Source organism: Streptomyces erythrochromogenes (assembly GCF_040684695.1).
GTDB lineage: Bacteria > Actinomycetota > Actinomycetes > Streptomycetales > Streptomycetaceae > Streptomyces > Streptomyces erythrochromogenes_C.
The window spans coordinates 856,258-878,435 of sequence record NZ_JBFBGM010000001.1 but is presented as its reverse complement, the minus strand read 5'-3'; the positions used below and the strand labels follow the sequence as shown (position 1 = coordinate 878,435).

16 protein-coding genes are annotated in these 22,178 nt (G+C 76.3%); 5 read left to right on the top strand and 11 right to left on the bottom strand.

Going from position 1 to position 22,178, the window contains the following annotated elements; genetic code table 11:
* Positions 1-62: 62 nt before the first annotated feature.
* Positions 63-1,685, top strand: a complete 1,623-nt coding sequence (locus tag AB0O53_RS03765; protein WP_350989559.1) for a carboxylesterase/lipase family protein — start codon at positions 63-65, stop codon at positions 1,683-1,685.
* Here the strand turns inward: AB0O53_RS03765 and AB0O53_RS03760 are convergent.
* Positions 1,669-2,328, bottom strand: a complete 660-nt coding sequence (locus AB0O53_RS03760; protein ID WP_350989557.1) for a hypothetical protein — start codon at positions 2,326-2,328, stop codon at positions 1,669-1,671. The two genes, AB0O53_RS03765 and AB0O53_RS03760, sit on opposite strands and share 17 nt — an antisense overlap.
* A gap of 61 nt (positions 2,329-2,389) precedes the next feature.
* The gene (locus AB0O53_RS03755; RefSeq protein ID WP_350989555.1) at positions 2,390-3,106 is read right to left on the bottom strand and encodes an MOSC domain-containing protein; all 717 of its coding nucleotides are present in this window, start codon (positions 3,104-3,106) and stop codon (positions 2,390-2,392) included.
* A gap of 52 nt (positions 3,107-3,158) precedes the next feature.
* On the opposite strand from AB0O53_RS03755, the gene AB0O53_RS03750 reads away from it, so the two are divergent.
* The gene (locus tag AB0O53_RS03750) at positions 3,159-3,638 is read left to right on the top strand and encodes an HAD domain-containing protein (protein ID WP_350989553.1); all 480 of its coding nucleotides are present in this window, start codon (positions 3,159-3,161) and stop codon (positions 3,636-3,638) included.
* Here the strand turns inward: AB0O53_RS03750 and AB0O53_RS03745 are convergent.
* From AB0O53_RS03745 to AB0O53_RS03725, 5 genes are all read right to left on the bottom strand, one after another.
* The gene (locus AB0O53_RS03745; RefSeq protein WP_350989551.1) at positions 3,625-5,550 is read right to left on the bottom strand and encodes a hypothetical protein; all 1,926 of its coding nucleotides are present in this window, start codon (positions 5,548-5,550) and stop codon (positions 3,625-3,627) included. The genes AB0O53_RS03750 and AB0O53_RS03745 overlap by 14 nt on opposite strands.
* Positions 5,547-9,194, bottom strand: coding sequence for a DUF5682 family protein (locus AB0O53_RS03740; RefSeq protein WP_365193059.1), 3,648 nt, complete (start codon positions 9,192-9,194; stop codon positions 5,547-5,549). Before AB0O53_RS03740 ends, AB0O53_RS03745 begins: the two co-directional genes overlap by 4 nt.
* Positions 9,191-10,348, bottom strand: a complete 1,158-nt coding sequence (locus tag AB0O53_RS03735; protein WP_365193057.1) for an ATP-binding protein — start codon at positions 10,346-10,348, stop codon at positions 9,191-9,193. Before AB0O53_RS03735 ends, AB0O53_RS03740 begins: the two co-directional genes overlap by 4 nt.
* A 112-nt stretch (positions 10,349-10,460) precedes the next feature.
* Positions 10,461-15,377 carry a DNA-binding protein gene (locus tag AB0O53_RS03730; protein ID WP_365193055.1) on the bottom strand — a complete coding sequence of 1,639 codons (4,917 nt, stop codon included), beginning with the start codon at positions 15,375-15,377 and terminating at the stop codon, positions 10,461-10,463.
* Positions 15,374-16,246 (bottom strand): DUF4132 domain-containing protein, encoded by an 873-nt coding sequence (locus AB0O53_RS03725; RefSeq protein WP_350989545.1) that lies wholly within the window; start codon positions 16,244-16,246, stop codon positions 15,374-15,376. Before AB0O53_RS03725 ends, AB0O53_RS03730 begins: the two co-directional genes overlap by 4 nt.
* 203 nt (positions 16,247-16,449) lie before the next feature.
* On the opposite strand from AB0O53_RS03725, the gene AB0O53_RS03720 reads away from it, so the two are divergent.
* Both AB0O53_RS03720 and AB0O53_RS03715 read left to right on the top strand, forming a co-directional pair.
* Positions 16,450-17,190, top strand: a complete 741-nt coding sequence (locus AB0O53_RS03720) for a GmrSD restriction endonuclease domain-containing protein (RefSeq protein WP_365193053.1) — start codon at positions 16,450-16,452, stop codon at positions 17,188-17,190.
* Entirely contained in the window at positions 17,187-17,468 is a 282-nt protein-coding gene (locus tag AB0O53_RS03715; protein WP_365193051.1) for a hypothetical protein, read from the top strand. The genes AB0O53_RS03720 and AB0O53_RS03715 overlap by 4 nt, the downstream gene beginning before the upstream one ends.
* Before the next feature lie 6 nt (positions 17,469-17,474).
* Here the strand turns inward: AB0O53_RS03715 and AB0O53_RS03710 are convergent, their stop codons facing one another.
* From AB0O53_RS03710 to AB0O53_RS03700, 3 genes are all read right to left on the bottom strand, one after another.
* Positions 17,475-18,593 carry a YncE family protein gene (locus tag AB0O53_RS03710; RefSeq protein WP_435886580.1) on the bottom strand — a complete coding sequence of 373 codons (1,119 nt, stop codon included), beginning with the start codon at positions 18,591-18,593 and terminating at the stop codon, positions 17,475-17,477.
* Positions 18,590-18,766 (bottom strand): hypothetical protein, encoded by a 177-nt coding sequence (locus AB0O53_RS03705; protein WP_365193050.1) that lies wholly within the window; start codon positions 18,764-18,766, stop codon positions 18,590-18,592. The genes AB0O53_RS03710 and AB0O53_RS03705 overlap by 4 nt, the downstream gene beginning before the upstream one ends.
* A gap of 166 nt (positions 18,767-18,932) precedes the next feature.
* On the bottom strand, positions 18,933-19,472 hold the full coding sequence (locus tag AB0O53_RS03700) for a GNAT family N-acetyltransferase (RefSeq protein ID WP_365193048.1): 540 nt from the start codon (positions 19,470-19,472) through the stop codon (positions 18,933-18,935).
* A gap of 151 nt (positions 19,473-19,623) precedes the next feature.
* On the opposite strand from AB0O53_RS03700, the gene AB0O53_RS03695 reads away from it, so the two are divergent.
* Positions 19,624-20,904 carry a molybdopterin-dependent oxidoreductase gene (locus AB0O53_RS03695; protein ID WP_365193046.1) on the top strand — a complete coding sequence of 427 codons (1,281 nt, stop codon included), beginning with the start codon at positions 19,624-19,626 and terminating at the stop codon, positions 20,902-20,904.
* Positions 20,905-20,917: 13 nt separating this feature from the next.
* Here the strand turns inward: AB0O53_RS03695 and AB0O53_RS03690 are convergent, their stop codons facing one another.
* Positions 20,918-22,096 (bottom strand): alpha/beta hydrolase family protein, encoded by a 1,179-nt coding sequence (locus tag AB0O53_RS03690; protein ID WP_365193044.1) that lies wholly within the window; start codon positions 22,094-22,096, stop codon positions 20,918-20,920.
* Positions 22,097-22,178: the final 82 nt, after the last annotated feature.

The following is a 22,178-nucleotide window of genomic DNA, read 5'->3' as shown; positions in this document are numbered from 1 at the left end:
GCGCCATTCGGGGCGGGCAAACGGGGGTCCCCGCCCGGGCCCCGAGCGGAGAGGCGGGGGCCGTGCCCGACACGCGTGGGGTCCGACGCCGGTGCGCGCTGCTGCTGCCCCTCGTACTGCTGCTGGTGGGCGCCGCCGCCGCGCCGCCGGCGGGGCCCGTCGTCGACACCGACCGCGGTCCGGTACGGGGCCGGACGCACGGGGCGTACAGCACCTTCGAGGGCATCCCCTTCGCGGCTCCGCCGACCGGTCCCCGGCGCTGGCGGCTGCCGGAGCCGGCCCGCCGGTGGGAGGGCGTACGGGATGCCGGGGCGCCCGGTTCCCGCTGCGTGCAGCTGCCCGTGCTCGAGCCCGGCGGTCCGGTCGGCTCCGAGGACTGCCTGTACCTCAACGTGACCGCTCCGGCGGGCCCGGCGGCAGCGGCGGCGCGGCCGCGGCCGGTCATGGTCTGGTTCCACGGCGGCGGCTTCTTCAGCGGTTCCGGCGACGTCTACCGGCCGGACCGGTTGGCCGCCCGGGGCGATGCGGTGGTGGTGACGGTCAACTACCGGCTGGGCGTCTTCGGGCTGTTCGGCCATCCGGAGCTCGGCGGCTCCCCCGGCTTCGCCCTGGCGGACCAGCGGGCGGCGCTGCGCTGGGTCCGGGCGAACGCGGAGCGCTTCGGCGGGGACCCGGGCAACGTCACCGTCTTCGGCGAGTCGGCGGGTGCCCTGAGCGTCTGCGCGCACCTCACCTCGCCCGCCTCGGCGGGCCTGTTCCACAAGGCGATCGTGCAGAGCGGTTCGTGCTCGACCACCACGCCGCCGTCGGCGCTGCTGCCGGGCCTCGGCACCTACGAGCCCTTCGTGCCCGCGCGGCGCACGACCGAGGAGGGTGCCCTGGCGGCGGCCCGGCTCGGGTGCGACCGGCCCGGGGCCGTACTGGACTGCCTGCGCGCCCTCGACGCCCGTACCCTCGCGACCCCCGACCTGATGCAGCGGTTCTCCTTCGTCCCCTACGGCGAGGACGCCCTGCCGACGGAGCCGCGGCGGGCACTGCAGGCCGGGCGGTTCCACCGGGTGCCGGTGCTGCAGGGAACCACCCGGGACGAGGTCCGGCTCTTCCTCGCCCAGACCCTCACGGCCCACCCGATCGGCGACGAGGACGTCTACCGGGCGCGCATGGAGCGGTCCTTCGGCATCGGTACGGCCCGTGCCGTGGCGGCCGCCTACCCGTTGTCGGCGTACCCGACCCCGGCGATCGCCTGGGCCACCCTGCTGACCGACGCGTCGTTCATCTGCCCGACGCTGCGGGACGGCGCGGCGCTCGGGCGGCACGTGCCGACGTACGGCTACCGGTTCAGCGACCGTGACGCACCGGACTTCACGGGGCTGCCGCCGGTGCCGGGGCTGCCGCTCGGGGCGGCCCACGGCTTCGAACTGCCGTACCTGTTCACGATCGCCCCGCTGACGCCGGCGCAGCAGCGGCTCGCGGACCGGATGGCGGACTACTGGGCCGCCTTCGCGCGGACCGGCGTCCCGGTCTCGCCCGGTGCCCCGCCGTGGCCCCCGCTCGGCGCGTCGGCGCGGGTGCTGTCGCTGGCTCCGGGCGGGGACGGGATCCGGGCGGTCGACGGGCGGGCCGAACACCACTGCGCGCTCTGGGACGAGCGGTGGCCGGGGCCCGGGGTCACCACCGCTCGGTGATGACCTCGTGGTCCGCCGTGCGGAGGGTCAGGGTGCCGTGGTCGCCGTAGACCTCGCGGCGCCACCGGGTGAACTCGGCGGCGATCGCCCGGGCGTCCTCCGCCTCGCCCTTGCCGACCTCCCGCGTGGCGAAGGTGATCCGTGCCTCGCCGACCGAGTGCACCTTGCGGACGCGGGTCTCCGTGACCGACACGTCGTCGTCCCGGTCGGCGCGGTGCCCCTGGTGGTAGGCCGCGAAGTCGCGCGTCATGTCGAACCAGTCGGCCGGACCGCAGGGGCCACCGCCGTCGCCCGTCCCCCCGTCGGTGGGCGGCCCCGCGTAACCGCCCGTCTCCTGGTCAGTGGGCGGACCGGCCGGCGCGCCCGTGTCCTCATCCGTGGGCGGACCGGCCGGCGCACCCGTGTCCTCATCCGTGGGCGGGCCTGCGTACCCGCCGGTCTCCTCGTCGGTGGGCGGGCCGGCGTACCCGCCGTGGCCCTCGTCCGTGGTCACGTCCGTGCCGCAGTCGGCCGGCGCGGGCGTCGGCACCCCGGCAGGCGGCGCGGCCTGCCCCGCCGGCGTGGTCCCGCACCCCGCGAGGACGGCGCACAGGAGCCCCGCCACCATCACCCGCCCGGCCGCGGACACCGCGTTCTTCGTCATGGCCATCCCCCCTTCGGCCTTCAAGAGGCGCCCCCGGGGCCGGTGGTTCCCTCCCGACGCCTCAGCAGAGCACGAGGGGATCCCCCACCCTGACCGTTCCCGGGGTGAGGACCGTCGCGAGGACGTCGAGCCGGTTGTCGTGGGCGGCGGCGATCGCCTTCAGGACCCCGGGTGCCTGCGGAAGGTCGTGCTGGGCCTGATTGGTCATCACGCAGCGCTCGCTCGATCGCTGGAACTCCACGCACAGGGTGTCGCCGAAGCTCCCCTTGCGGCCGATCCACTCGTCCTCGACGAAGGGCGGGGTACCGGGCGGAGTGCGCACCAGGAGGTTCGGCCGGAACCGGCGCTCGTCGACGGGCACGTCCGGCACCTCCCGGCGGATCCAGTCGAGCGTGGCCGTGGTGAGGACGCTGATCGGCAACTGGTCGAAGTGCGAAACCTTCCCCTCACGGGCCAGTTCGACGTCGTCGCGGCCGAGGTAGGCGCGTAGGAAGGCCGTGGGGTCGTCCACGACGTGCCCGTCGGTGTCGAGCAGTTCCGGCGGTTCCGCCGTTCCCCCGGGAAACCGGGAGCTCAAGTGCAGCAGCCCGGCCATCCGCCGGAAGCGCCGGGTGTTCTTGCCCGAGCCGAGCCGGCCGTCGGCGTCGCGCACGGCGTACAGCCGGTCGCCCACCAGCCCCCGCAGGTCGACCTCCGCACTGCGCAGCCGTTCACCACCGGTCGACTTGACCGGGTACCGCCACAACCGCTCCGTCACGCCCACGTCGTCCGCCACCATCGCGACGGTAGTGCACCCTCCCCGCCACCCACCGGGGGGCTAGCGTGAGGTCATGACCAGCTCGACGGCGCTGCCGCTCCTCTACCTCGATGTCGACGGTCCCCTCATCCCCTTCGGTGCCGGACCGTACCCGCCCGGGGACGGGCCCCATCCGCTGCTCGCCCGCATCGATCCCGCGCTCGGGCCGCTGCTGGCGGGGCTGCCGTGCGCGCTGTGGTGGGCCACGACCTGGATGGACGAGGCCAACGAGTGCGTCGCGCCCCGGCTGGGGCTGCCCGAACTGCCCGTGGTGGCCTGGCCGGAGCCCTCCGACGAGGACGGGCGGGGCGGCGTGCACTGGAAGACCCCGGCGCTCCTCGACCACGCGGCCGGACGGCCGTTCGTGTGGATCGACGACGAGATCACCGACGCCGACCGGGCCCGGGTGGCCGATCACCATCCGGGCGCGGCCCTGCTGCACCGCGTCGATCCGGGCCGGGGCCTGACCGCCGGGGACTTCACGGTGCTGCGGACGTGGCTCAGCTCGGTGTAGCCGTCCACGACGCCGCGACCAGGGAGCGTTCCGCCGCCGCCAGATGGGTGGCCGCGGCCAGCCAGGCCCAGGCGTAGCCGTCGGGCGAGGGGTCGGCGAGCCGGCCGAAGGCGTCGCGCGGGCGCCGGTCGGCCTCGGCCGCGAGGGAGGCGGCCAGGTCCGCCGCGCCGGTGAGTCCGGCCCGCCGCAGTGGACCGTAGGCGGCCAGGGGCGCCGTACCGCGGGCCGCCTCGGCGACCGCGCGGCGGCCCCCGGCGACCCCGGTCTCCAGGAGCCGGCGCACCCGCCACAGCGGGGAGTCGGCCAGCGGGTCCGGGGCGTCGGCCGCCGGTTCGGCCGCGGGCCCGCAGGCCGGGGCGGTGGCATCGGGCGGCGGGAAGTGCTCGCCCTGGAGCCGCTCGTAGCCGAGGTCCGCGCGGCCGAGCCAGTCCTCGGGCAGCCGCAGCGTGTACGCCTCGCCGGGCACCGGACCGACCGCCACCGGGCGCAGGGTGGCGGCGCGGTCGAGATCGGGACGGCCCAGGACGCGCAGCCGGAGGCCGGGGTACGAGGCGATGCGCCGCAGGTTCTCGGTGTGCGGCAGCTCCGGGTGCGGGTGCGCGGGCAGCAGCCTCAGCAGGGGTGCGTGCGGCCGGGCCTCGCGGACCAGGACGTGGTCGCCGGCCGGTCCGACGACCACGACGTCGCAGCCGATCAGGGTGGTTTCCGTGTCGGCCGCACCGGCCGGGTCGGCCAGCAGCGCGGCGACGGCTTCGGCCGCGGGCCGGGCGAACAGCGGGGCCGCCGGTCCGTCGGTCCACCGGGCGCCGGGCAGCGGGGTCGCCTTGACGCCGCGTCCGGCACCGAGCCGGCCCTCCGCGGAGACCGTCGCGCCGACGATGCGCAGGCCGCCGCGGGCGAGGCCGGCGTGGTCGAGGGTGGCGCCGCCGAGGGCGACGGAGGCCCGCCCGGCTCCGCGGGCGCGTGCCAGTCCTCCGGGACGGACGTCCGAGATGGAGTAGCGGGAGCCGTCCGGGGCCAGCAGGTGGGTGACGACCCCGCCGTAGCCGGTGGCCGACAGCACGGGCTCGCGGCACAGGCCGTGCACCTGGAGGCTGCCGCCGGCCGTGTAGGCCCGGCGGGAGGTGCCGGTGAGTGCCGGGTCGGCCGCGCCGGAGGCCAGTGCTCCCGCGGTGTGCAGGAGTTCGCGGAAGGATCCGGTGAGGTCGCCCAGACGGTGGGCGGTGCGGCGTTCGCGGGCCGCGCGCAGGCCCCGTACGACGCGCAGGGCCGCCGCCTCGGCGCGCGGCAGTCCGGCGAGACGGGCGGTGTGCGCGGCGCGCAGCAGCTCGGCCTGGACCACGGCGCCGCCGGCCGTGACGCCGGCCGCGAGGGCTTCGGCCGCGGCGTGCCAGAGCGCGGCCGCGGCGCCGAGCTGGGCCGCGGTGAGGGCCGCAACGGGCGCCACGGGATCGGTGGCGGCGGCATCGGCATCGGCGCGATCGGCGGTCTCTGCCGGCTCCGCGGATGCGGCGTCGGCTGTTCCGACTCCGGTCGGCGCGGCTCCGGTCGGCGCGGCTCCGGCCGATCCGGCTTCGGCCGGTGCGGCGGACGCGGCCGGCTCGGGCTCCGGCGGGGCGGCGTCCGCGAGCGGGGCGGCGCCCAGCGCCGCCGCCCGGTGCAGGCACCGGGGCGCGAGCAGGCAGGTGCAGGTGGCCTGCCCTGCCTCGGTGACCGTCCCCGCCGGGCCGGGCCGCAGAGTGACGAGGGCGTCCTCGCCGAACCGGAAGGTGACGCTTCCGTCGGCCTCTCCGACGGCGGCGGCCGCGCATGCGGCGGTGGCGTCGTCCAGCTTCTTGCGCAGCCGCGCGGTGAGGCTCTCGACCGCCTCGGCGAGCACCTCGGGTGCGACGGGCGGCAGTTCGGTGCTCAACGGGACTCTCCACGGAGGCGGTCGCCCACCCAGCGGGCGAGGGCGAGAGGACTGAGGGCGGCCACGGGCATGCCGGCCGCGACGAGTTGCCGCGCGACCGGGACCGAGTACCGGGGGTTGCCCGTGTCGTCGAGCGCGGCGCAGCCCATCAGGTGGGCGCCGGAGGCGGCCAGCGCGCGTACCTCCCCGAGCAGTCCCCCGATCGGCCCGCCCTCCTCGAAGTCGCTGACCACGACGACGAGGGTGCGGCTCGGGACGGTGATCAGGGAACGGGCGTGGGCGAGGCCGGCGGCGATGTGCGTACCGCCGCCGACGCGCACCTCCAACAGCAGCGAGAGCGGGTCGTCGACCCGGTCGGTGAGGTCCACGACCTGGGTGGAGAAGGCGAGGAAGTGCGTGGAGAGGGTGGGGACGCCGCCCAGTACGGCCGCGGTCAGCGCCGACCAGATGACGGAGGCCTCCATGGAGCCGGACACGTCGACGACCAGGACGAGCCGCCAGTCGGCCTCGCGGCTCGCCCGCGTGCTGAAGACGGGCCGCTCCGGTACGACGACCACCGTGCCGTCGGCCCGCCGGCGGGTGTGCGCGAGGTTGGCGCGCAGGGTGCGGGCGAGGTCGAGGGCACCGCCCGGGCGGCGGGTGGGGCGCGGGGTGCTGAGGCCGGACAGCGACGGGCGCAGCCTGGTGGCGAGCTCCTTGGAGAGTTCGTCGACCAGCCGCTTCACCAGGGGCCGCAGCCGGGCGAGTTGGGCTTCCGGCAGGCCGCCGGCGAGGGACAGTACGGAGCTCAGCAGTTCCACGGAGGGCCGCACGGCCGCGGGGTCGAGCTGGGCGAGCACGTCGGTGCGGCCGGCTTCGGCGGCACCCGCCAGGACCTCTTCCCGTACGTCGGCGCCGAACAGCGCCTCGAGCTCCTGCGACCATTCGCGGGCGGTGGGGAAGGAGGCCTCCTGCCCGCCGGCGCGGCCCGGTCCCTGGCCGGTGCCGAGGTCGCCGGCGCCTTCGCCGTGCCCGCTGCCGTACAGCTCGTCCAGTGCGTGGGCGTAGCGGCGGGCGCCGGCGGGGAGCCGGTCGCGTTCGCGGCCGAGCAGCAGCCGCCAGCGGTCGGCCGGGGCGAGCCGGCGTGCCTCGGATCCGCGCTCGGGTGCCTGAGTGGGCGGGGCGTCGGGCGCGTCGTGGGCGTCCGGGGCCGCGTCCGCGGCCGGTTCGCGCTGCGGCAGCGGGAGGGCCTTGAGTGCGGCGAGCCCGGCGGCGTCGGCGGCGGCCCAGAGGGCGAGCAGGGCGGGCGGGGCGTCGAGCGCGAGGTCGACACGGTCGCCGAGGCGTTCGGTGACGGTGTCCAGGAGCCGGTCGCGGGCGGCCGGTGCGAGGGCGTCGAAGCCGCCGCGCAGGGCGGGGAGGCGGTCCAGGAAGTCCTGGTCGGCGAGGTGGTCCACGCGGTCGAGGAGCGGGGTGAGGGCGGCCGGGGAGGACTGCAGCAACGGGCCTGCGGCGGTGAGGAGTCCGGCGAGCCGGCGGGACAGGGTGCGCCGGCTGTCGGGGGTGCCGGCGCTGTCGATCCATCCGGCGGCGCGGTCGCCCAGGGCCTCGGCCGGGTCGAGGTCGAGCAGGACCCGTACGGCCAGGGCCGCACCCTGCATCATCGGGGACGCGGAGGCCGCCAGGGCGGCGAGTGCGTCGTCCGTGCGCAGGCCCAGGTGGTGGGCGGCGGCGCGGTCGGCGAGGGCCACGAGGGCGGCGGCGTCGGCCGGCTCCTCGCTGCCGGCGAGGCCGGGCAGGGAGCGTACGGCGGCTTCGAGGAGGTCGCCGGTGAGCGCGGCGCAGGCGGCGCGGGAGGCGGCGGTGGTGCCGGGGAGGTGGCCGCGGTGCAGGGCCTCCAGGAGGTCGAGGGCGTCGAGGAGTTCGGGCAGGGTCGCCGTCCGCGGCAGGTCGGTGGCGGCCTCGTGGAGGCGTACGTCGACCAGTTCGGGCAGGTCGCACCGCGCGGCGGCGGCCAGCCCGGCCAGGATCCGGGCCGGGGTCGGGCCGCCGTCGGCGGCGGCCCGGCGGGCGGTTTCGGCGAGCGTCCCCGCTGCCGCCTGGGCGGCGTTGACGCCGCGCACGCCGGTGAGGTCGAGCCGGGCCGGGACGGCGGGCGTCCAGGACAGCCGCCACTTGGTGCCGAGGGCGGTGCCGTCGCCGGTGGCGGCGACGGTGAGGGGCTCCCCGTAGGAGATCCCGCAGACGAGCAGCCGCTGGAGGAGGACCTCGCGGCGGCCGTCGAGGGCGGAGCGGAGCGGATCGAGGCGGACCTCGCGGGGCGCGGGGTCCTCGGGGCACGGCAGGCGGAGCTCGGCGAGCTCGGCCTCGACGGAGGGGCCGAGGCCGGAGCGGGGGGCGTGCGGGGTGATCCGCCCGCGGGAGGTGCCGACGAGCACGACTTCGAGGGCCCGGGCCAGGGCCCGGCCCCGGCCGAGGGGTTCGCCCTGGCCGAGGACGGTGGTGACGGCTTCCAGGAGCTCGCCGCGGCCGGGCGCGGGGAGCCCGCGCAGCACGGCGAGGTCGCAGGCGAGCCGCAGGGTCTCGGCGGCCTCGCCGGTGCCGGCGGTGTGCCCCTTGCGGCGCAGCTCCCGGCAGAGCCCGGTGAGGGCGACGGAGGCGGCCTCCCGGAGCCGTGCGGGGTCGCCGCCGGCTTCGAGGACGGCCTGCTGCCAGAGCGGGTCGCGGATGCCGGCGGGGTATCCGGAGCGGGAGTCGAGCAGGTCGAAGGAGTACGGCACGAAGGAGGTGACGGCGCTGTCCACGGCCACCGCCGGCCCCGACCCGGCGGCGGCCCCGCCCTTCGCGGTCCCCGACGGTGTGAGGAGGGCCGGGGCGTGGAAGGAGCCGATGACGGCGGCGACGCGGCGGCCGCCGGCGGCGGCGTCGGCGATCACGGCGCGCATGTGGGCCTCGCGGGCGAGGTCCCGGCCGGGGACGGGGCCGTCCTCGCGCAGTGCCCAGCCGACGCCGAGCGCGGCGCGGCGTACGGCCTCCGGGGAGCAGCCGGGGGCGAGGACCTCGACGGCGCGGTCCCACAGGTCGTCGCCGTCACGGCCCGTGCCGGCCGCGGTGAGTCCGTCGGCGAAGCTCCCCGCGCGGCGCGGGGCGCCGCCCGCTTCCGCGGCGGTGTCCGTGCCCGCGGCCGGGGCCGCAGCCGTTCCGGTGGCGGAGTCCGGTGTGGTGTCCGCCGCCCGGGGCGGGGCGCCGGGGAGGTCCGCCGGGCGGTCCGTCGGCGGGGACGGGTGCGGGACGGCGGGCCCCGGGGTCCAGCCGGGGTCGGACAGCGGCAGGTCGCAGCACAGGACGGTCGCGCCCGACCGGCGGGCCCAGCGGACGGCCGCCAGTTCCGGGGAGAAGTCCGCGAACGGGTAGAACGCCAGGCGGCCGTCCTCGCCCGTGCCGGCGAGGGCGACGGGGGCGACGGTCTCCGGGTCGGCCAGGTGCTCCAGCCACGGCTGGAAGTCCGCCGGGAGCTCGACGCAGACCACGTCCGCGCCGGAGGCGTCCAGCAGGGCCGGCACCACCGCGGCCAGCGCGGGGCTGTGGTGCCGTACCCCGATCAGGTAGGGCTCGCGGGCCGCGGCGAGCGCGTCGACCGCGGCCCGCGGGTCGGTGTGCGTCAACGCAGGCTCCCGCGCAGGTCCCAGAGGCGGCGCCACATCGCCGAGCCGTCCTCGGCGCGGCGCCGGACCGGGCCGTCCCAGTACCCCAGCAGCCGGCCGTGGTCGGCGGGGTCGTCCTTGCGCACGACGCCCAGCAGGTGCCCCGGCAGCAGGTCCAGCACGTCCCCGTCCGGCAGGTACGCGGCGGCGACGCCCAGCGAGGCCGCCACCTGCACGGCTTCGGCGGTGGACATGACCGTACCGGGGCGTTCGACGTCCCAGCCCTCGGCGGAGCGTCCCGAGCGCAGGTCGCGGAAGACGGTGACGAGCGCGTCGAGCACGGCGTCGTCCACGGCGAAGGCGGCGCCGGCCCGCTGGACGGCGGCGACGGCCTGGCGGCGGATCAGCGTGGCCTCGGCGTCCGCGTCGGCGATCGGGCCGACGGTCTCGAAGTTGAAGCGCCGCTTGAGGGCGGCGGACATCTCGGAGACACCGCGGTCGCGCAGGTTGGCGGTGGCGATGACGGTGAAGCCGGGGGCCGCGGAGACCACCGCGTCCTCGGTGGCGGTCAGTTCGGGCACGCTGACCCGCCGGTCCGACAGGATCGACACGAGCGCGTCCTGGACCTCGGGCAGGCAGCGGGTGATCTCCTCCACCCGGACCACGCGCCCGGTGCGCATGGCCGAGAGCACCGGGGAGTCGACCAGTGCGTCGGGGGTGGGGCCCTGCGCGAGCAGGAGCGCGTAGTTCCAGCCGTAGCGGAAGGCGTCCTCGGTCGTGCCCGCGGTGCCCTGGACGGTGAGGGCGCTGGTGCCGCTGACGGCGGCGGCCAGCAGCTCGGACAGCATCGACTTGGCGGTACCGGGCTCGCCCGTGAGGAGGAGGCCGCGCTCCCCGGCGAGGGTGACGACGCAGCGCTCGACCAGGGAGCGTTCGCCGACGAACTTGGGGGCGATGGCGAGCTTGGCCGGGAGGCCGGCGCGGCGCTTGGGCAGGGCCAGTTCGGTTCCGTCGGTGCCGCAGACGAAGGTGACGACGGCGCGCGGCGTCAGCGCCCAGCCGGGCGGGCGGGGGCCGGTGTCGTGGGCGGCGAGGAAGGCGAGCTCGGCGGCGTGGCGTTCCTCGGCGGGCAGCACCTGGCGGGCGGCGGGGGCGGATGGGGCGGTGACGGTCATCGGGTTCCTCTGCGCGTGTACGACGTGTACGGGAAGGGGTGGTGGGGGCCGGCGCGGCCCACCGTGTCAGGTGGGCCGCGCCGGCCCCGCGTCGGGGTACCGGTCGGCCGGGTCAGCGGCGGCGGGCGCGGGTGCGCTTCACCTTGAGCTCCTGGAAGCGCGGGACGTCGCCCTCGCGGACCCGCTGCCAGGCCCGGCGGTAGAGCTCGGCGGCCGGTTCGGACGGTGCCAGTACGCCCAGGAGGGGGCGGCCGCCGGGGGTGAGGCCGTACATCGGCAGCTTCCACTGCTCCACCGGCAGGGCCGGGGCGGCCATGTCGGCCCACCCGCCGGGCAGGAACAGCGAGCGCCCGGCGCGGCTGCGCTCGGCCGACACCACCAGGTCGGTGGCGGCCAGTTCGGCGCGGGCGGCCTTGAGCCGGGCCGGCTTCCAGCCGGTCCACCGGGCGGTGTTGCGGTCGGTGGGGTCGGGCATGGCGAGCAGTGCCAGGTAGAGGGTGGCCGCGTCGGCGCCCAGTCCGTGCTCGGCGCGGACCTCCTCCACCAGGTCGGGAACGGAACGGCTCGGGTCCTGCGGCCACCAGGTGCCGGCCGCGTCGGTCCCGCCGGCCGCGGGCGCGCCCGGGTCGGCGAGGAGTGCGGCGAAGCGCGGGTCGTGGGCGGTCCGCAGGGCGGCCTCGGCCGCGGAGGGCTGCTGGTCGTCGCCGCGCAGCGCCGGCAGGTACGGGTCGGATCCGGTGGAGTCCAGCAGCGCCGTGCGCACCGCGGGCTTGGGCTGGTCGTCGTGGGTGGCCATGACGACCGCGCCGTAGCGCTCGTAGCCCTCGCCGGTCTCGGTGGGGGTGCCGGCGACCTTCCGGAAGTTCGGCAGGCTGGTGTAGTGGGCGATCTCCAGGAGCAGTTCGGGCGAGGCGAGCCGCTGGCGTACGGCGCTCAGCGCGGGCGGCAGGACCGCCCGCACCGGGTCCCCGGCGGGCAGCCGGTGGGCCAGCCATGCGCTCATGGCCAGGGTTCCGGTGAGGACCTGCGCCGTGAAGGGGTCGGTGACGGCGACGGTCGGCTCCACGTGGTCGCCCTTGACGGTCCACGGCACGTCGACGGAGAGCTCGCGCGAGGCGGCCGGGTCGAGGAGCGCGGCCAGGACGCGGTGTGCGGGCCATCCGCCGCGGACGGCGCGCGCCGCCTCGGTGGCCAGCCAGTCGGGTACGGGGGTGCGCCGGCCCACGCGCCGGTTCCACAGCTCGGCGGCGGCCGCCACGTCGGGTCCTTCGCTCCACAGGTCCGCCGGATCGGCGGGCAGCAGGGCGGCGACCAGGGCGCGGCGCAGTTCCGCGCCGAGGGCCTTGAGCTCGTCGCGGGCGTAGGCGGCGTCGGTGGCCTTGACGCCGAGGGCGGTGCGCACCTCCGCGGGCAGGAAGTTGCGGTCGTAGCTGTCGATGTGCGGGAGTCCGGCGACGACCAGGCGGGCGAGGGCGCCGGAGACCCCGGTGAGCCGGGAGAACTCCTCGGCGGCCTCCGGGCGGAAGGGCACCGGTCCGTGCTCGGCGGCGGCGCCGAGGAAGGCGGTGAGCCAGCCGGCGTCCCGGTCGGGGTCGCCGAGGGGCGCCGCGCGGCGCACGGTGTACGGGCCGGGGACGGTGAAGCTCCCGGTGGGGTCGTGCAGGAGGGCGACGAACTCGTGGCCGTCGGGCACGGAGGTGCCGTACTCGGTGACGGCGAGGACGGCTCCGCCGCCGAGCGGGAGCAGGCTGCGGTGGTAGAGGTTGCGGTCGACGCCGTCGGGTCCGGCGAGGTGGGCCCGGTCGAGGTGGACCTCGACCTGGCGCCAGCTGCCGGCCGACCCCTGGGCGGAGGCCATGCCGAGGGTGTCCACCTGGCCGAGCAGGGTGAGGAGGGCCTGTCGTTGTTCGTCGGTGGTCGTCTCGGTGACGGCCCGGTAGGCGGCGGCCGCGGGCTGGTCGAACAGCGGTGTCCAGGTCAGGGTGTAGTACGGCAGGGCGGGCGTGTCGAAGTGGAGCAGCCCGGGTACCCCGGCCGCGCCGGTCTCGGTGCGGGCCGCGTCGAGGAGGCCCAGGGTGCGGTGCGTGCCGTCGGTGTCGCCGTTGTAGCGGTAGTGGGCGTGGTCGAGCAGGCCGTTGAGTGCGGCGCCGAGCAGCTCGTCGGCGGGGCCGCGTTCGCGGTCCTCCTCCTCGGCGGCGTCGGCGTCGAGCCGGGCCGAGATCCCGTCCAGGGCCTTCTGCTGGGTGAGGGCGAACCGCAGGACCTCGACGATGCCGCCGATCAGCTTCGGGTCGGTGACCTGCGGCAGGGCCGCGCTCACCAGGTCGGGCAGGTCGGTGACCTTCGCGGCGGCCGCGGCGGCCTTCAGCAGGGCGCCGACGGTCTCACGGTCGGCCGTGCGCAGCGCGGCCGACCCCTGCGGGTCGCGCGGGCGCAGGGCGTACCAGTGGGTGAGCGGCGGGAGGTCGACGCTGCCCGTGCTGAAGGGGGTGTCGTGGCGGTCGTTGCGGGTCCGGGCGGTGACGACGCCTTCGGCGTCGCTGAGGGACAGCTCGCGCCAGCGGTGCGAGAGGGCGCGCGGGCGGTCGTCGCCGGGGAAGGTGAGGGCCGCGACCGGCACCTCCGCGCCTTCGGGGACGGTGACGGTGCGTCCGCCGGTGTCGGTGCCGACCCAGCCGTTGCCGGGGAGGCGTGCGGTGCGCCAGCCGAGGAGGCCGTCGACGGGCGCGCCGAGCACGGAGCCCTCCACGGTGGGCGTGGGCAGCAGCCAGTCGGAGTGTCCGCGCGTGCTCTTGCCGCCGTACTCCTTCAGGGCGTCGGCGAAGAACGCGGGCACGGAGAAGCGTCCGTGGGCCGCGCCGACCGGGTCGTATTCGAGCCAGCCGCTCGTCTGCTCGTCGTCGCCCCGCTGCCACACCCAGTACGAGGTGCCGTCGGACAGGACCGGCCGCTCGTCGGGGAGCCGGGTGTCGCCGCGGTGCACGACTCCGCCGCCGGTGGTGCGCCCGCCGCCGGGCAGCTGCACGGAGAGGTGGTCGCTGCGCAGGGACCAGTAGCTGCGCTTGGTGTCGAGGGTGAAGACGGTGCCGGGCGAGGAGTGCCAGTAGGCGTCGACGCGGTGGGCGCTCCAGTCGGACCAGAAGACGAGCAGTTCGCCGTCGACGTAGTGGAAGGCGATGCGGTGGTGGGTGCCGGCGGGCACGCGCAGGTCGTGCGTCAGGACGGTGGAGTCGGCGTCGATGACGCGGACCTGGGTGGCGTTGGCGACGATCAGGTAGGGCCAGGCCTCGACGACGGTGAGCCCGTTGCGGTCCTTTCCGGGGGACAGTTCGGCGACGGCGCTCTCCCAGGCGGGCCAGGCCAGTTCCTCGAAGAGGCCGCCGCGCAGGGTGCGGGCGAGGGTTTCGCCGAGGTCGGTGGCGGCCGCGGCGGCGACCTCCTCGGGGGCGAGCACCAGGGCCTCGGCGGGCAGCCAGGTGAGCCGCTCGATGGCGTCGGGGACGCCGGGCAGGCCGGCGGCGACGGAGGCGCGGGCGACCTCGACCATCCAGTCGGTCAGCAGCGGGCGCGCGCCGGGCGAGGCGGCGACGTGGCGGACGATGTCGGCGCCGCCGCTGCCCAGGCTGTTCAGCGCCCGGCGGAAGGCGGGCCGGAAGCGTGCGTCGGCGGCGACCGCGGACAGGTCGCGGCGCTCCTCGCGGTCGGCCCAGTCCGACAGGTTCAGCGTGTCGTGGCGGTGCCGCGTCTCGTGCTCCTCGGGTGTGACGACCGGGACGTCGAGGGTGAGCAGCAGGTCGAGGAGGTCGGCGTCCTGGACGCCGATCTGCAGGCCGGCCTCCCGTCCGGGACGGTCGAGTTCGGCGCGCAGCTGCGGGGCGCAGCGCTCGACGACGTCGAGGAGGAGCGGGTTGCTGGGGCGTCGGCCCCAGCCGGAGCGGCGGGCGGTGGTGTAGCGCTCCAGCCAGCCGGCGGTGCCGTCGGCGCAGCGTTCTTCGTCGGGCAGGGTGCCGTCGGCGAGTCCGGCCGTGGCACCGGACTCCTCCAGGACGTCCAGCCACAGGTCGACCAGGTCGACGTCGCCGCCGGGCGGGGTCAGTCCGAGGAGCGTGCCCCGTACGGCGGGGACGCGGCGGGCGAGCGCGACGAGGGCGCCGCGGTGGGCCTTCCACCAGCCGAGCGCGGCGCGCAGGGTGGCGGGCAGGGGCAGCAGTTCGGCGAGGTAGTCCTGCTCGGGTTCGGTGCCGGTCAGGCCCGCGCTGCGGGCGAGGCGGCGCAGTTCGGCGGCGGCCTGCGCGGAGGGCGGCAGTCCGCCCGCGGTGCGGCGTACGCACAGGCGGCGGAAGCGCTCGTAGGCCTCGGCGGGGCTGACGCGGACGGCGAGGGCCTTGCCGTAGCCGGAGAGCACCTTCACCGGCAGGGCGCCGGCCAGCGCGAATTCGAGGAAGACGGAGTCGAGGCGGTCCTCGTCGACGGCCAGGCCGTGCTGGGCCTCGGCGGTGCGGGCGCGGCCGAACAGCTGGGCGGCGTAGGTGGTGTTCTCGACGGCGAGGAAGATGCGCGCGGCCTGCTCGTGGAAGAGGGGCAGGAAGTGCGGCACGGAAGCGGCGAGGCGGTCGGCCAGTTCGGTGCACGCGTCGAGCGCGGCCTTGGGCTTGGTCTTGGCCTGGCGGGCGATCCGGTCGAGTTCGGGGACGACGGCGAGGGCGTGGTGGCCGTCCTCGGGGTGGTGCACGAGGACCCATTCGGGGAAGCCGAGTGCCTGGCGGCGCCTCAGGCCGACGACGGGCGGCTCGCCCTCGTCGCGAACGAGCCCGAGGAAGCCGGCGGCGAGGTCCTCGGCCGCGCCGAGTTCGGCGGCGGCGAGCCGGACGACGACGCGGTCCTCGTCGAGGCCCGGGTGGCGGTAGGTGCGGGCGGTCAGGTCGACGGCGTCGGCTCCGGCGCCGGTGGTGCCGTTCGGGAGGACGGCGCCGGCCTGCAGCAGCAGTTCGGTCTCGGTCGCCGCGGCGTCTCTCAGGTTCCTGCTCATGCGTCCCCGCCCTCCTCGATCTTGCGCCCGGCGTACAGTGCCGCGGCCATTCGCATTCCTTCGGACCACGCCACCGGTCCGACCTTCGTCAGGGGTACCGCCCGGCCGTCCTCGTCGTGCCAGCTCAGGGCGCCGGTGGTGGTCTCGTCGTCGTAGTAGGGCTCGCCGATCCACACCGCCGCCTCCGTGCCGGAGCCGGCTCCCGTGTCGCGGACCTTGCAGGTGGCGTAGCCGCCGGAGACCCGGTAGCCGAGGGCGGTCGCGCGGGCGGCGAGGCTGAAGCGGGTCGGGAAGACCCCGCCCGCGTAGTCGCGGACCTCGGTGGCGGTGGCGGAGACCTCGTCGGGCTTGCGCCAGGTGGCGCGGTGGATCTGCTCGACCTGCTGCACGATGCCGAGTTCGGCCGCGAACTCCCGTACGTCGTCCAGGTCGGGCAGCAGTACGGGGTGGGGCAGGGTCACCGTGCGCGGGGAGAGCCGTACGGTCTCGCCGTCGAGGTTGACCACCTTCAGCTCTCCGTCGGCGGTGGCGTCCCGCAGGAAGCCGACCTCGTCGGGGTCGTCGCCGACGACGGCCAGGTCGCGCAGGGCGTTCTGCCAGGCCTCGTCGGGCCAGACCCGGGCGAGCAGTTCGGTCGGCACGGGCAGTGAGGACACCATCCAGCCGTCGACCTGGGCGACGCAGGCCGCCGCGTGCCGGTCGAGCCATTCGGCGAGCCGGCGCAGCCGGTCCACCTCGGGATGGTCCTTCAGCGCCTTGGGCAGTGTCTTCAACTGCCGTCCCGCTGCCCGGCCGGTGACGGACCTCGCCGCCACCCGCCCTTCCACCAGGGCGATCTCGTACCCCTCGCCCGCCGCCAGCCATGCCATCAGACTGTGCCCCTCCGCCTGTCCCGTACGTGGTTCCGCGCAGCCCTGACAGGGGGGAGCGAACCCCCCTGAGCTGCGGTATGCCGGGAGACTAGCGAGAGCCACTGACAACGCCCGCCGGAGGGGCCTGCGTAGGTTGATTGTCCGGTTCTGGGTAGTCTTTCCCGGACAGTGGCGGAGCGGTACCGGCTCGGGGTGGGGTTATGGGACGTCAGATACGTGTCGGGGGTGCGCTGGTGGCGGCCCTGCTGCTGGCGGCCGCGGCCGGGTGCTCCGACCCGCAGGGTCCGGGACCGGCCGGCGGCGGGGACGCGAAGCCGCAGCCGTCCGTCTCCGGGGCCGCACCGCCGGCCGGGGCTCCCGACGGGGCGGCGCCGGCCGGCGGGGACGTGCTGCCCGGCCTGGTCACCACCGCCGAGGCCCGTACCCGGCTGGCCGCGCTGAAGGTGGCACCGGTGGGCACGATGGCCGGCTACAGCCGTGCCAGGTTCACGCACTGGGCCGAGCAGGGCAACAAGTGCGACACCCGCGAGACGGTCCTCAAGAGGGACGGCGCCGAGGTGAAGCAGGACGGCGAGTGCCGGGCCGTGTCCGGCACCTGGAAGAGCCTGTACGACGGGGTCGTCGTCACCGACGCCGCGAAGATGGACATCGACCACATCGTGCCGCTCGCCGAGGGCTGGCGCTCCGGCGCGTCCGGCTGGGACGCCGCCCGGCGCAAGGCCTTCGCCAACGACCTGACCCATCCCCAGCTGCTGGCGGTCACCGCGTCCTCCAACCGGTCGAAGGGCGATCAGAGCCCCGACCTGTGGCAGCCGCCGGACCGTGCGAGCTGGTGCCAGTACGGGCGGGCCTGGACCACCGTCAAATCCGTCTACGAACTGACCGTCACCGAACCGGAGAAGAAGATGCTCACCACGATGCTGGACACCTGCGCCTCATGACCGGGCCGGACCAGTGGCGGGACGAGGTGCTCGCCGGCCCGGGCGGCGCCATGACCGACGAGGTCGGTGTCATCACCGGCCCGCTCACCCTGCGCACCACCGCGACCGCCGGCGGACTGGTCCGGTTCGACGTCCAGTACAAGGACGCCGACGAGTGGTACACGCTCACGGGCAGCCCCCGGCCCCACCACGGCGCCCCGGCCGCCCTGCACGCCGCGGCCCTCACCGCGATCCGCACGGGCGGCGCGGCCGTGGCCCCCGGGACCGGACCCGCCTGAAGCGGGTCAGAGCACGGCGATGCCCAGGGGGCGGGTGCCCGCGGGGAGTCGGCGGGTCGTGCCCGTGTCCAGGTCGACGACCGTGATGCCGTTCCAGTGGCCGTCGCGGGTGTAGCCGCCGGTGACGTACGCGGTGCGGCCGTCCCGGGAGACGGCGACGTCCTCGTGCGGGCCCTCCAGCGGGACCACCCGCTCGGTGCCGTCGGGGGAACGGACCGTCAGCGACGGGCCCCTGCCGTCTCCCGGCCGGACGGGCCCGGTGCCGACCACCAGAAGCCGGCCGTCGGCCGTGAGGGCGACCCCGTGCTGGTGGGTGTCGGCGGTCATCGGCTCCACTTCGGTGCGCCCGGTGCGCGGATCGACCACCGCGAGCCGTTCGCCCTCGAAGGGCAGCAGCAGCCTTCCGTCGGAGGGGCGTACGGCCGTGTAGTGCGGCTTGAGCCAGGAGCCGAGGCCGCCCTCGGTGCCGTAGGGGGCCACTTCGATGCGGCGGGTGCTCAGCTGCCCGGCCGCCACGACGGTGACGTCGAAGGAGTCGTGCCCGGTGACGTAGACCTCGGATCCGTCGCGCGAGACGTCCACGTCGAAGGGGCGCCTGCCCACCGGGACGACGGCGGTGACCTCGCGGCCCGCCGTGTCGACGACCTCCAGGACACCGGTGGTGCCGGGGACGTTGACGCCGACGTACGCGCGGGCGCCGTCGGGCGAGAGCGCGATGCCCATGCCGCCGCCGCGGTACTCGCCGTCGGTGACCGGGCCGGTGGCGGTGCGGTACGGGATGCGGGCCACGCGTACCCGGGTGCGGGTGTCGACGACGGCGACGCCCTCGGCCGTGGCCACCCACGCGCGGCCGTCCGCGCCGACGGCCAGTGCGTACGGGGCCCGGCCCACGGCGACGGAGGCGACCGCGCCGCGCCCGGGGTCCACGAAGGTGACGGTGTCGGAGCCGAAGTCCGCGGTCAGGAGCAGCCCCTGCGGGGTCGGTGCGGTCTCCGGCAGCGACTGCGCCGCCGACGTTGCCGGGCCCGGGCCGGCGGGCGCGGCAGCCCGGCCGCAGGCCCCCAGCAGGGTCGCGGCGGCGAGCGCGACGAGGGCGGTACGGGTGCCCCGCGCGCGGCGGTTCACCGGTGCGCCCCGGGCTGCGCCCCGGCGGCGCGCAGGATCCCTGCCATGCCGTCGAAGCCCCGGCGTGCGGCGTGCTCGTACGGGGTCACGCCGTCGTGGTCCTCACGGGAGCCCGGGGCATCCCCGTCGCCGCGGCGGGCCGCGTCGAGGAGGTGTCGGTCGTGCGCGTTCATGGTGCCCCTCTCGGCTCCGGGGCGGGGAGGGCCGCTTGCGCCCTCCCGCTCCCCCGGTCCATGCTCACCCGGCCGCCGCCCGCCTCCGGTCCGCCCGGCGGACGGAGCCGTCGGGCGGACCGGTCGACACCGGGGTCGTCCGATCGGCTGATGCGGGAGCCGGGGATCAGGCCTCGTACTCGGTGAGGTCGATGCCGTGGATGTGGACGGCGTGCTTCTGGCCGTGCCGGGTGTCGGTGCTCTCGCGTTCGAGCACCATGTCCAGCTTGCGGATCACGTTCTCGGAGGCGGTGTCGCCGAGCCGGCTGACGGCGACGACACGGTCCAGGCCGCGGTCCTGGAGGGCGAACTCCAAGGTGGCGTGGGCGGCTTCGGAGGCGTAGCCCTGGCCCCAGTACTGGCGGCCGAGCAGCCAGCTGATCTGTACGTCGGCCCGGGCGTCGGGCAGGTCCTCCAGGACCGAGAGGCCGACAGCCCCGATGAGTTCCCCGGAGCCGAGGAGTTCGACGGCGAAGAGTCCGAAGCCCTCCTCGTCCCACTCCTCCTCCCAGCGCTCGATCGCCTCGGCGCTCTCGTCGAGACCGAGGGTGGAGCCGTCGCCGATCCAGCGCATCACCTCGGGATCGGCGTGGATCTCCGCGAGGGGGACGAGGTCGTCGTCGGTCCAGAGGCGGAGGAGGAGGCGGGGGGTACGGATCTCGGTCATGTCCCCCATCCTGCCGAAATTCGCCCGACCAGCGGTAATCGGCCGTTGCGGCGGTGTTGCGGGTTCGTGGCCATCCGCCGGGGAGGCTTTCCGCGGTTCGCCCCGGGCCCCTATGGTCCGTCGGGAGCCACGACCGAGGAGTGCCCCTGCCATGCCGCTCGACCTGTCGGACGAGAGCCACTACGACCGCACCCGCCTGCGGCAGTGGGCCCGCGGCCGCGCCCGCTCCGCCGGGGTGGACCGCCGCGACCTGCTGAAACTGTTCGCGGTGGGGGCCGCGGCCGGATCCCTGGGCGTCGCCGGGGGCGGTACGGCGTCCGCCGCCCCGGCCGCGGGCGCGGCGGCGGACGCCGTACCCGGCATCGTCAAGCCGCTGCCGCCCGAGCTGTTCACGCTCCGCGGGACGAACGCGGAGACGAACTTCGCGTCGTTGCGGGGCACGGGCCACCTCACCCCCGTCGACCGGTTCTTCGTCCGCAACCACACCTCCACCCCGCGCCTCGACGCCGGAACGTGGCGGCTGAAGGTGTGGGGCGACGGGCTCGCGGGCGGCCCGGTGGAGTTCTCCCACGAGCAGCTGCGGGCCCTGCGGGCGGTCGAGCGGACGCTGTTCATCGAGTGCGCGGGCAACGGCCGGAGCTTCTACTCCACCCAGCAGGGCCAACCGGTCACCGGCACCGCGTGGACCCTGGGGGCGATCGGTGTCGCGCACTGGCGCGGGGCGCGGCTGTCGGACGTGCTGCGACGGGCGGGCGTGACCCGGGGCGCGGTCGACGTCCTGCCGCGCGGACTGGACGACGAGGTGGTGGCGAACGGGGTGAACCTGGGCCGGGTGCGGCGTCCGCTGCCGGTGGCGAAGGCCCTGGACGACGTGCTGCTCGCCTACGAGATGAACGGGCGCCCGCTGCCGCCCGACCACGGCGGCCCGGTCCGCCTGGTGGTCCCGGACTGGGTGGGGATCTCGTCGATCAAGTGGGTCGGCGACATCGAGGTGAGCGGCGAGGCGCTGTACTCGCCGTGGAACACCGACATGTACCGGCTGTTCGGGCCGGGGCACCCGGTGGAGGGCAGCGCCCCGCTCACCCGGCAGACCCTCAAGAGCGCCTTCGAGCTGGAGCTGGGCGCCACCGTTCCCGTGCACCGGACGCGCCTGCTGACGGGCCGTTCGTGGTCCGCCGCCGCCCCTGTGACCGGGGTCGAGGTCAGTACGGACGGCGGCGGCCACTGGCGGCGTGCCCGGGTCCACGACTTCCCGCGACGGGGCGGCTGGGTGCGCTGGTCGGTGCCGTGGACGCCGCGCGCGACGGGTGCGACCGCATTGCTGGCCCGGGCGAGCGACGGGACGGGACGCACCCAGCCGGACACGGCGGTCCACAACACCCAGGGCTACCTCTTCGACGCGGTGGTGCGCCACCCGGTCACGGTGGTCTGACCCTCCCCCGCGGCTACGGGGTGTGGAAGCGGACCTCCGGTGCGTCGGCGGAGGGGCCGTCCAGGACGGGCCGGGGCTCGCCGCGCAGGTGCAGGTCGAGGAAGGCGCCGACGTAGCGGCGGGTGAGCTCGACGGAGCGGTCGCCCGGCAGTGGGGCCTCGGGGTCGTCGAGGCCGAGCTGCTGCCCGATCGAGGGGAAGTCGCTGAAGGTGAAGTGGCCCGAACCGTCGAAGGTGATCCAGCGCTTCCACCCGTCGAGGTGCGGCCAGTCCCGGTCCCAGCTCGCGTTGCCGCCGGGGCCGCGGCCCTGGGCGCCGAGCAGCAGGAAGGGCCGGCCGCCGAGTCCGCCGGCGGGTACGGGCGTGGCGTTGCCGCCGTCCATGTTCACGCCGGCGCGGATCCTGGGGTCGGTCGCCATCGCGGCGATGGCCGAGGCGCCGCCGATGGAGTGGCCCGCCATGGCGATGCGGCCGCGGTCGACGATGCCGGCGTGGCGCCAGGCGGGGTGGGGTCCGGTGAGGCGGTCCAGCAGGAAGGACACGTCGCGGGCGCGGTTGTCGCTGACCGCCTGCATGCCGGTCTCCCGGGCCTTGTCGCAGGCCAGGCAGGTGAGGACGCGTCCACCGGGGAAGGCGGTCCCGACGCTCTCGTAGGCGTGGTCGACCGCGGCGACGACGTAGCCGCGCGAGGCCAGGTCCTCGGCGAGCGCGGTAAGGGTGGCGCGGTGGACGGTGAAGCCCGGCGAGAGGACGACCAGCGGGTAGCGGCCGGCGACGGGGCGGGCTCCGGTCCGGGCGGCGCTCGCGGTGCCGGTCAGGGTCTCGACGGGGATCGCCTGGTCGAGACCCTTGTCGACGAGGAGCAGCCGGGCCTCCTCGCGGGTGAGGTAGCGGCCGGCGCTGCCGGTGTCGCGCCGCGCCGGGTAGCGCATGGTGACCAACAGTTCGCGCGGGCCGGACCCGGCCCAGGGGTCGGTGCGGCTGCGGTCCACGAGGTGCAGGTCCTCCCGGCCGACCGCGAACCGGCCGGTGGGGCGCGGGAGTTCGACCGCGGTGCGGCTGCGCTCGGCCGCGGCCGGGGAGTCCGCCGCGACGGCGGTGCCGGCGGCGGCGAGCGGGATCGGCAGGAGGAGGGCGAGTAAGGCGGCGGCTGCGGCCGTGCGGCGTCGAGTCGGTGGAGTCAGTCGAGTCATGGGTGTGACGCTATGCACGCAGGCGCGGCGGATCGTCACCTTGGCGGTGGATCCGGCCGTACCCCCGAGGGGAGGACTCCTC

Bases quoted from the DNA above. Each gene is read 5' to 3' on its own strand.
- AB0O53_RS03760 (WP_350989557.1), bottom strand. From the start codon at position 2,328: ATGACGAAGAACGCGGTGTCCGCGGCCGGGCGGGTGATGGTGGCGGGG.
- AB0O53_RS03755 (WP_350989555.1), bottom strand. From the start codon at position 3,106: ATGGTGGCGGACGACGTGGGCGTGACGGAGCGGTTGTGGCGGTACCCG.
- AB0O53_RS03750 (WP_350989553.1), top strand. From the start codon at position 3,159: ATGACCAGCTCGACGGCGCTGCCGCTCCTCTACCTCGATGTCGACGGT.
- AB0O53_RS03735 (WP_365193057.1), bottom strand. From the start codon at position 10,348: ATGACCGTCACCGCCCCATCCGCCCCCGCCGCCCGCCAGGTGCTGCCC.
- AB0O53_RS03730 (WP_365193055.1), bottom strand. From the start codon at position 15,377: ATGAGCAGGAACCTGAGAGACGCCGCGGCGACCGAGACCGAACTGCTG.
- AB0O53_RS03725 (WP_350989545.1), bottom strand. From the start codon at position 16,246: ATGGCATGGCTGGCGGCGGGCGAGGGGTACGAGATCGCCCTGGTGGAA.
- AB0O53_RS03720 (WP_365193053.1), top strand. From the start codon at position 16,450: ATGGGACGTCAGATACGTGTCGGGGGTGCGCTGGTGGCGGCCCTGCTG.
- AB0O53_RS03715 (WP_365193051.1), top strand. From the start codon at position 17,187: ATGACCGGGCCGGACCAGTGGCGGGACGAGGTGCTCGCCGGCCCGGGC.
- AB0O53_RS03705 (WP_365193050.1), bottom strand. From the start codon at position 18,766: ATGAACGCGCACGACCGACACCTCCTCGACGCGGCCCGCCGCGGCGAC.
- AB0O53_RS03700 (WP_365193048.1), bottom strand. From the start codon at position 19,472: ATGACCGAGATCCGTACCCCCCGCCTCCTCCTCCGCCTCTGGACCGAC.
- AB0O53_RS03695 (WP_365193046.1), top strand. From the start codon at position 19,624: ATGCCGCTCGACCTGTCGGACGAGAGCCACTACGACCGCACCCGCCTG.
- AB0O53_RS03690 (WP_365193044.1), bottom strand. From the start codon at position 22,096: ATGACTCGACTGACTCCACCGACTCGACGCCGCACGGCCGCAGCCGCC.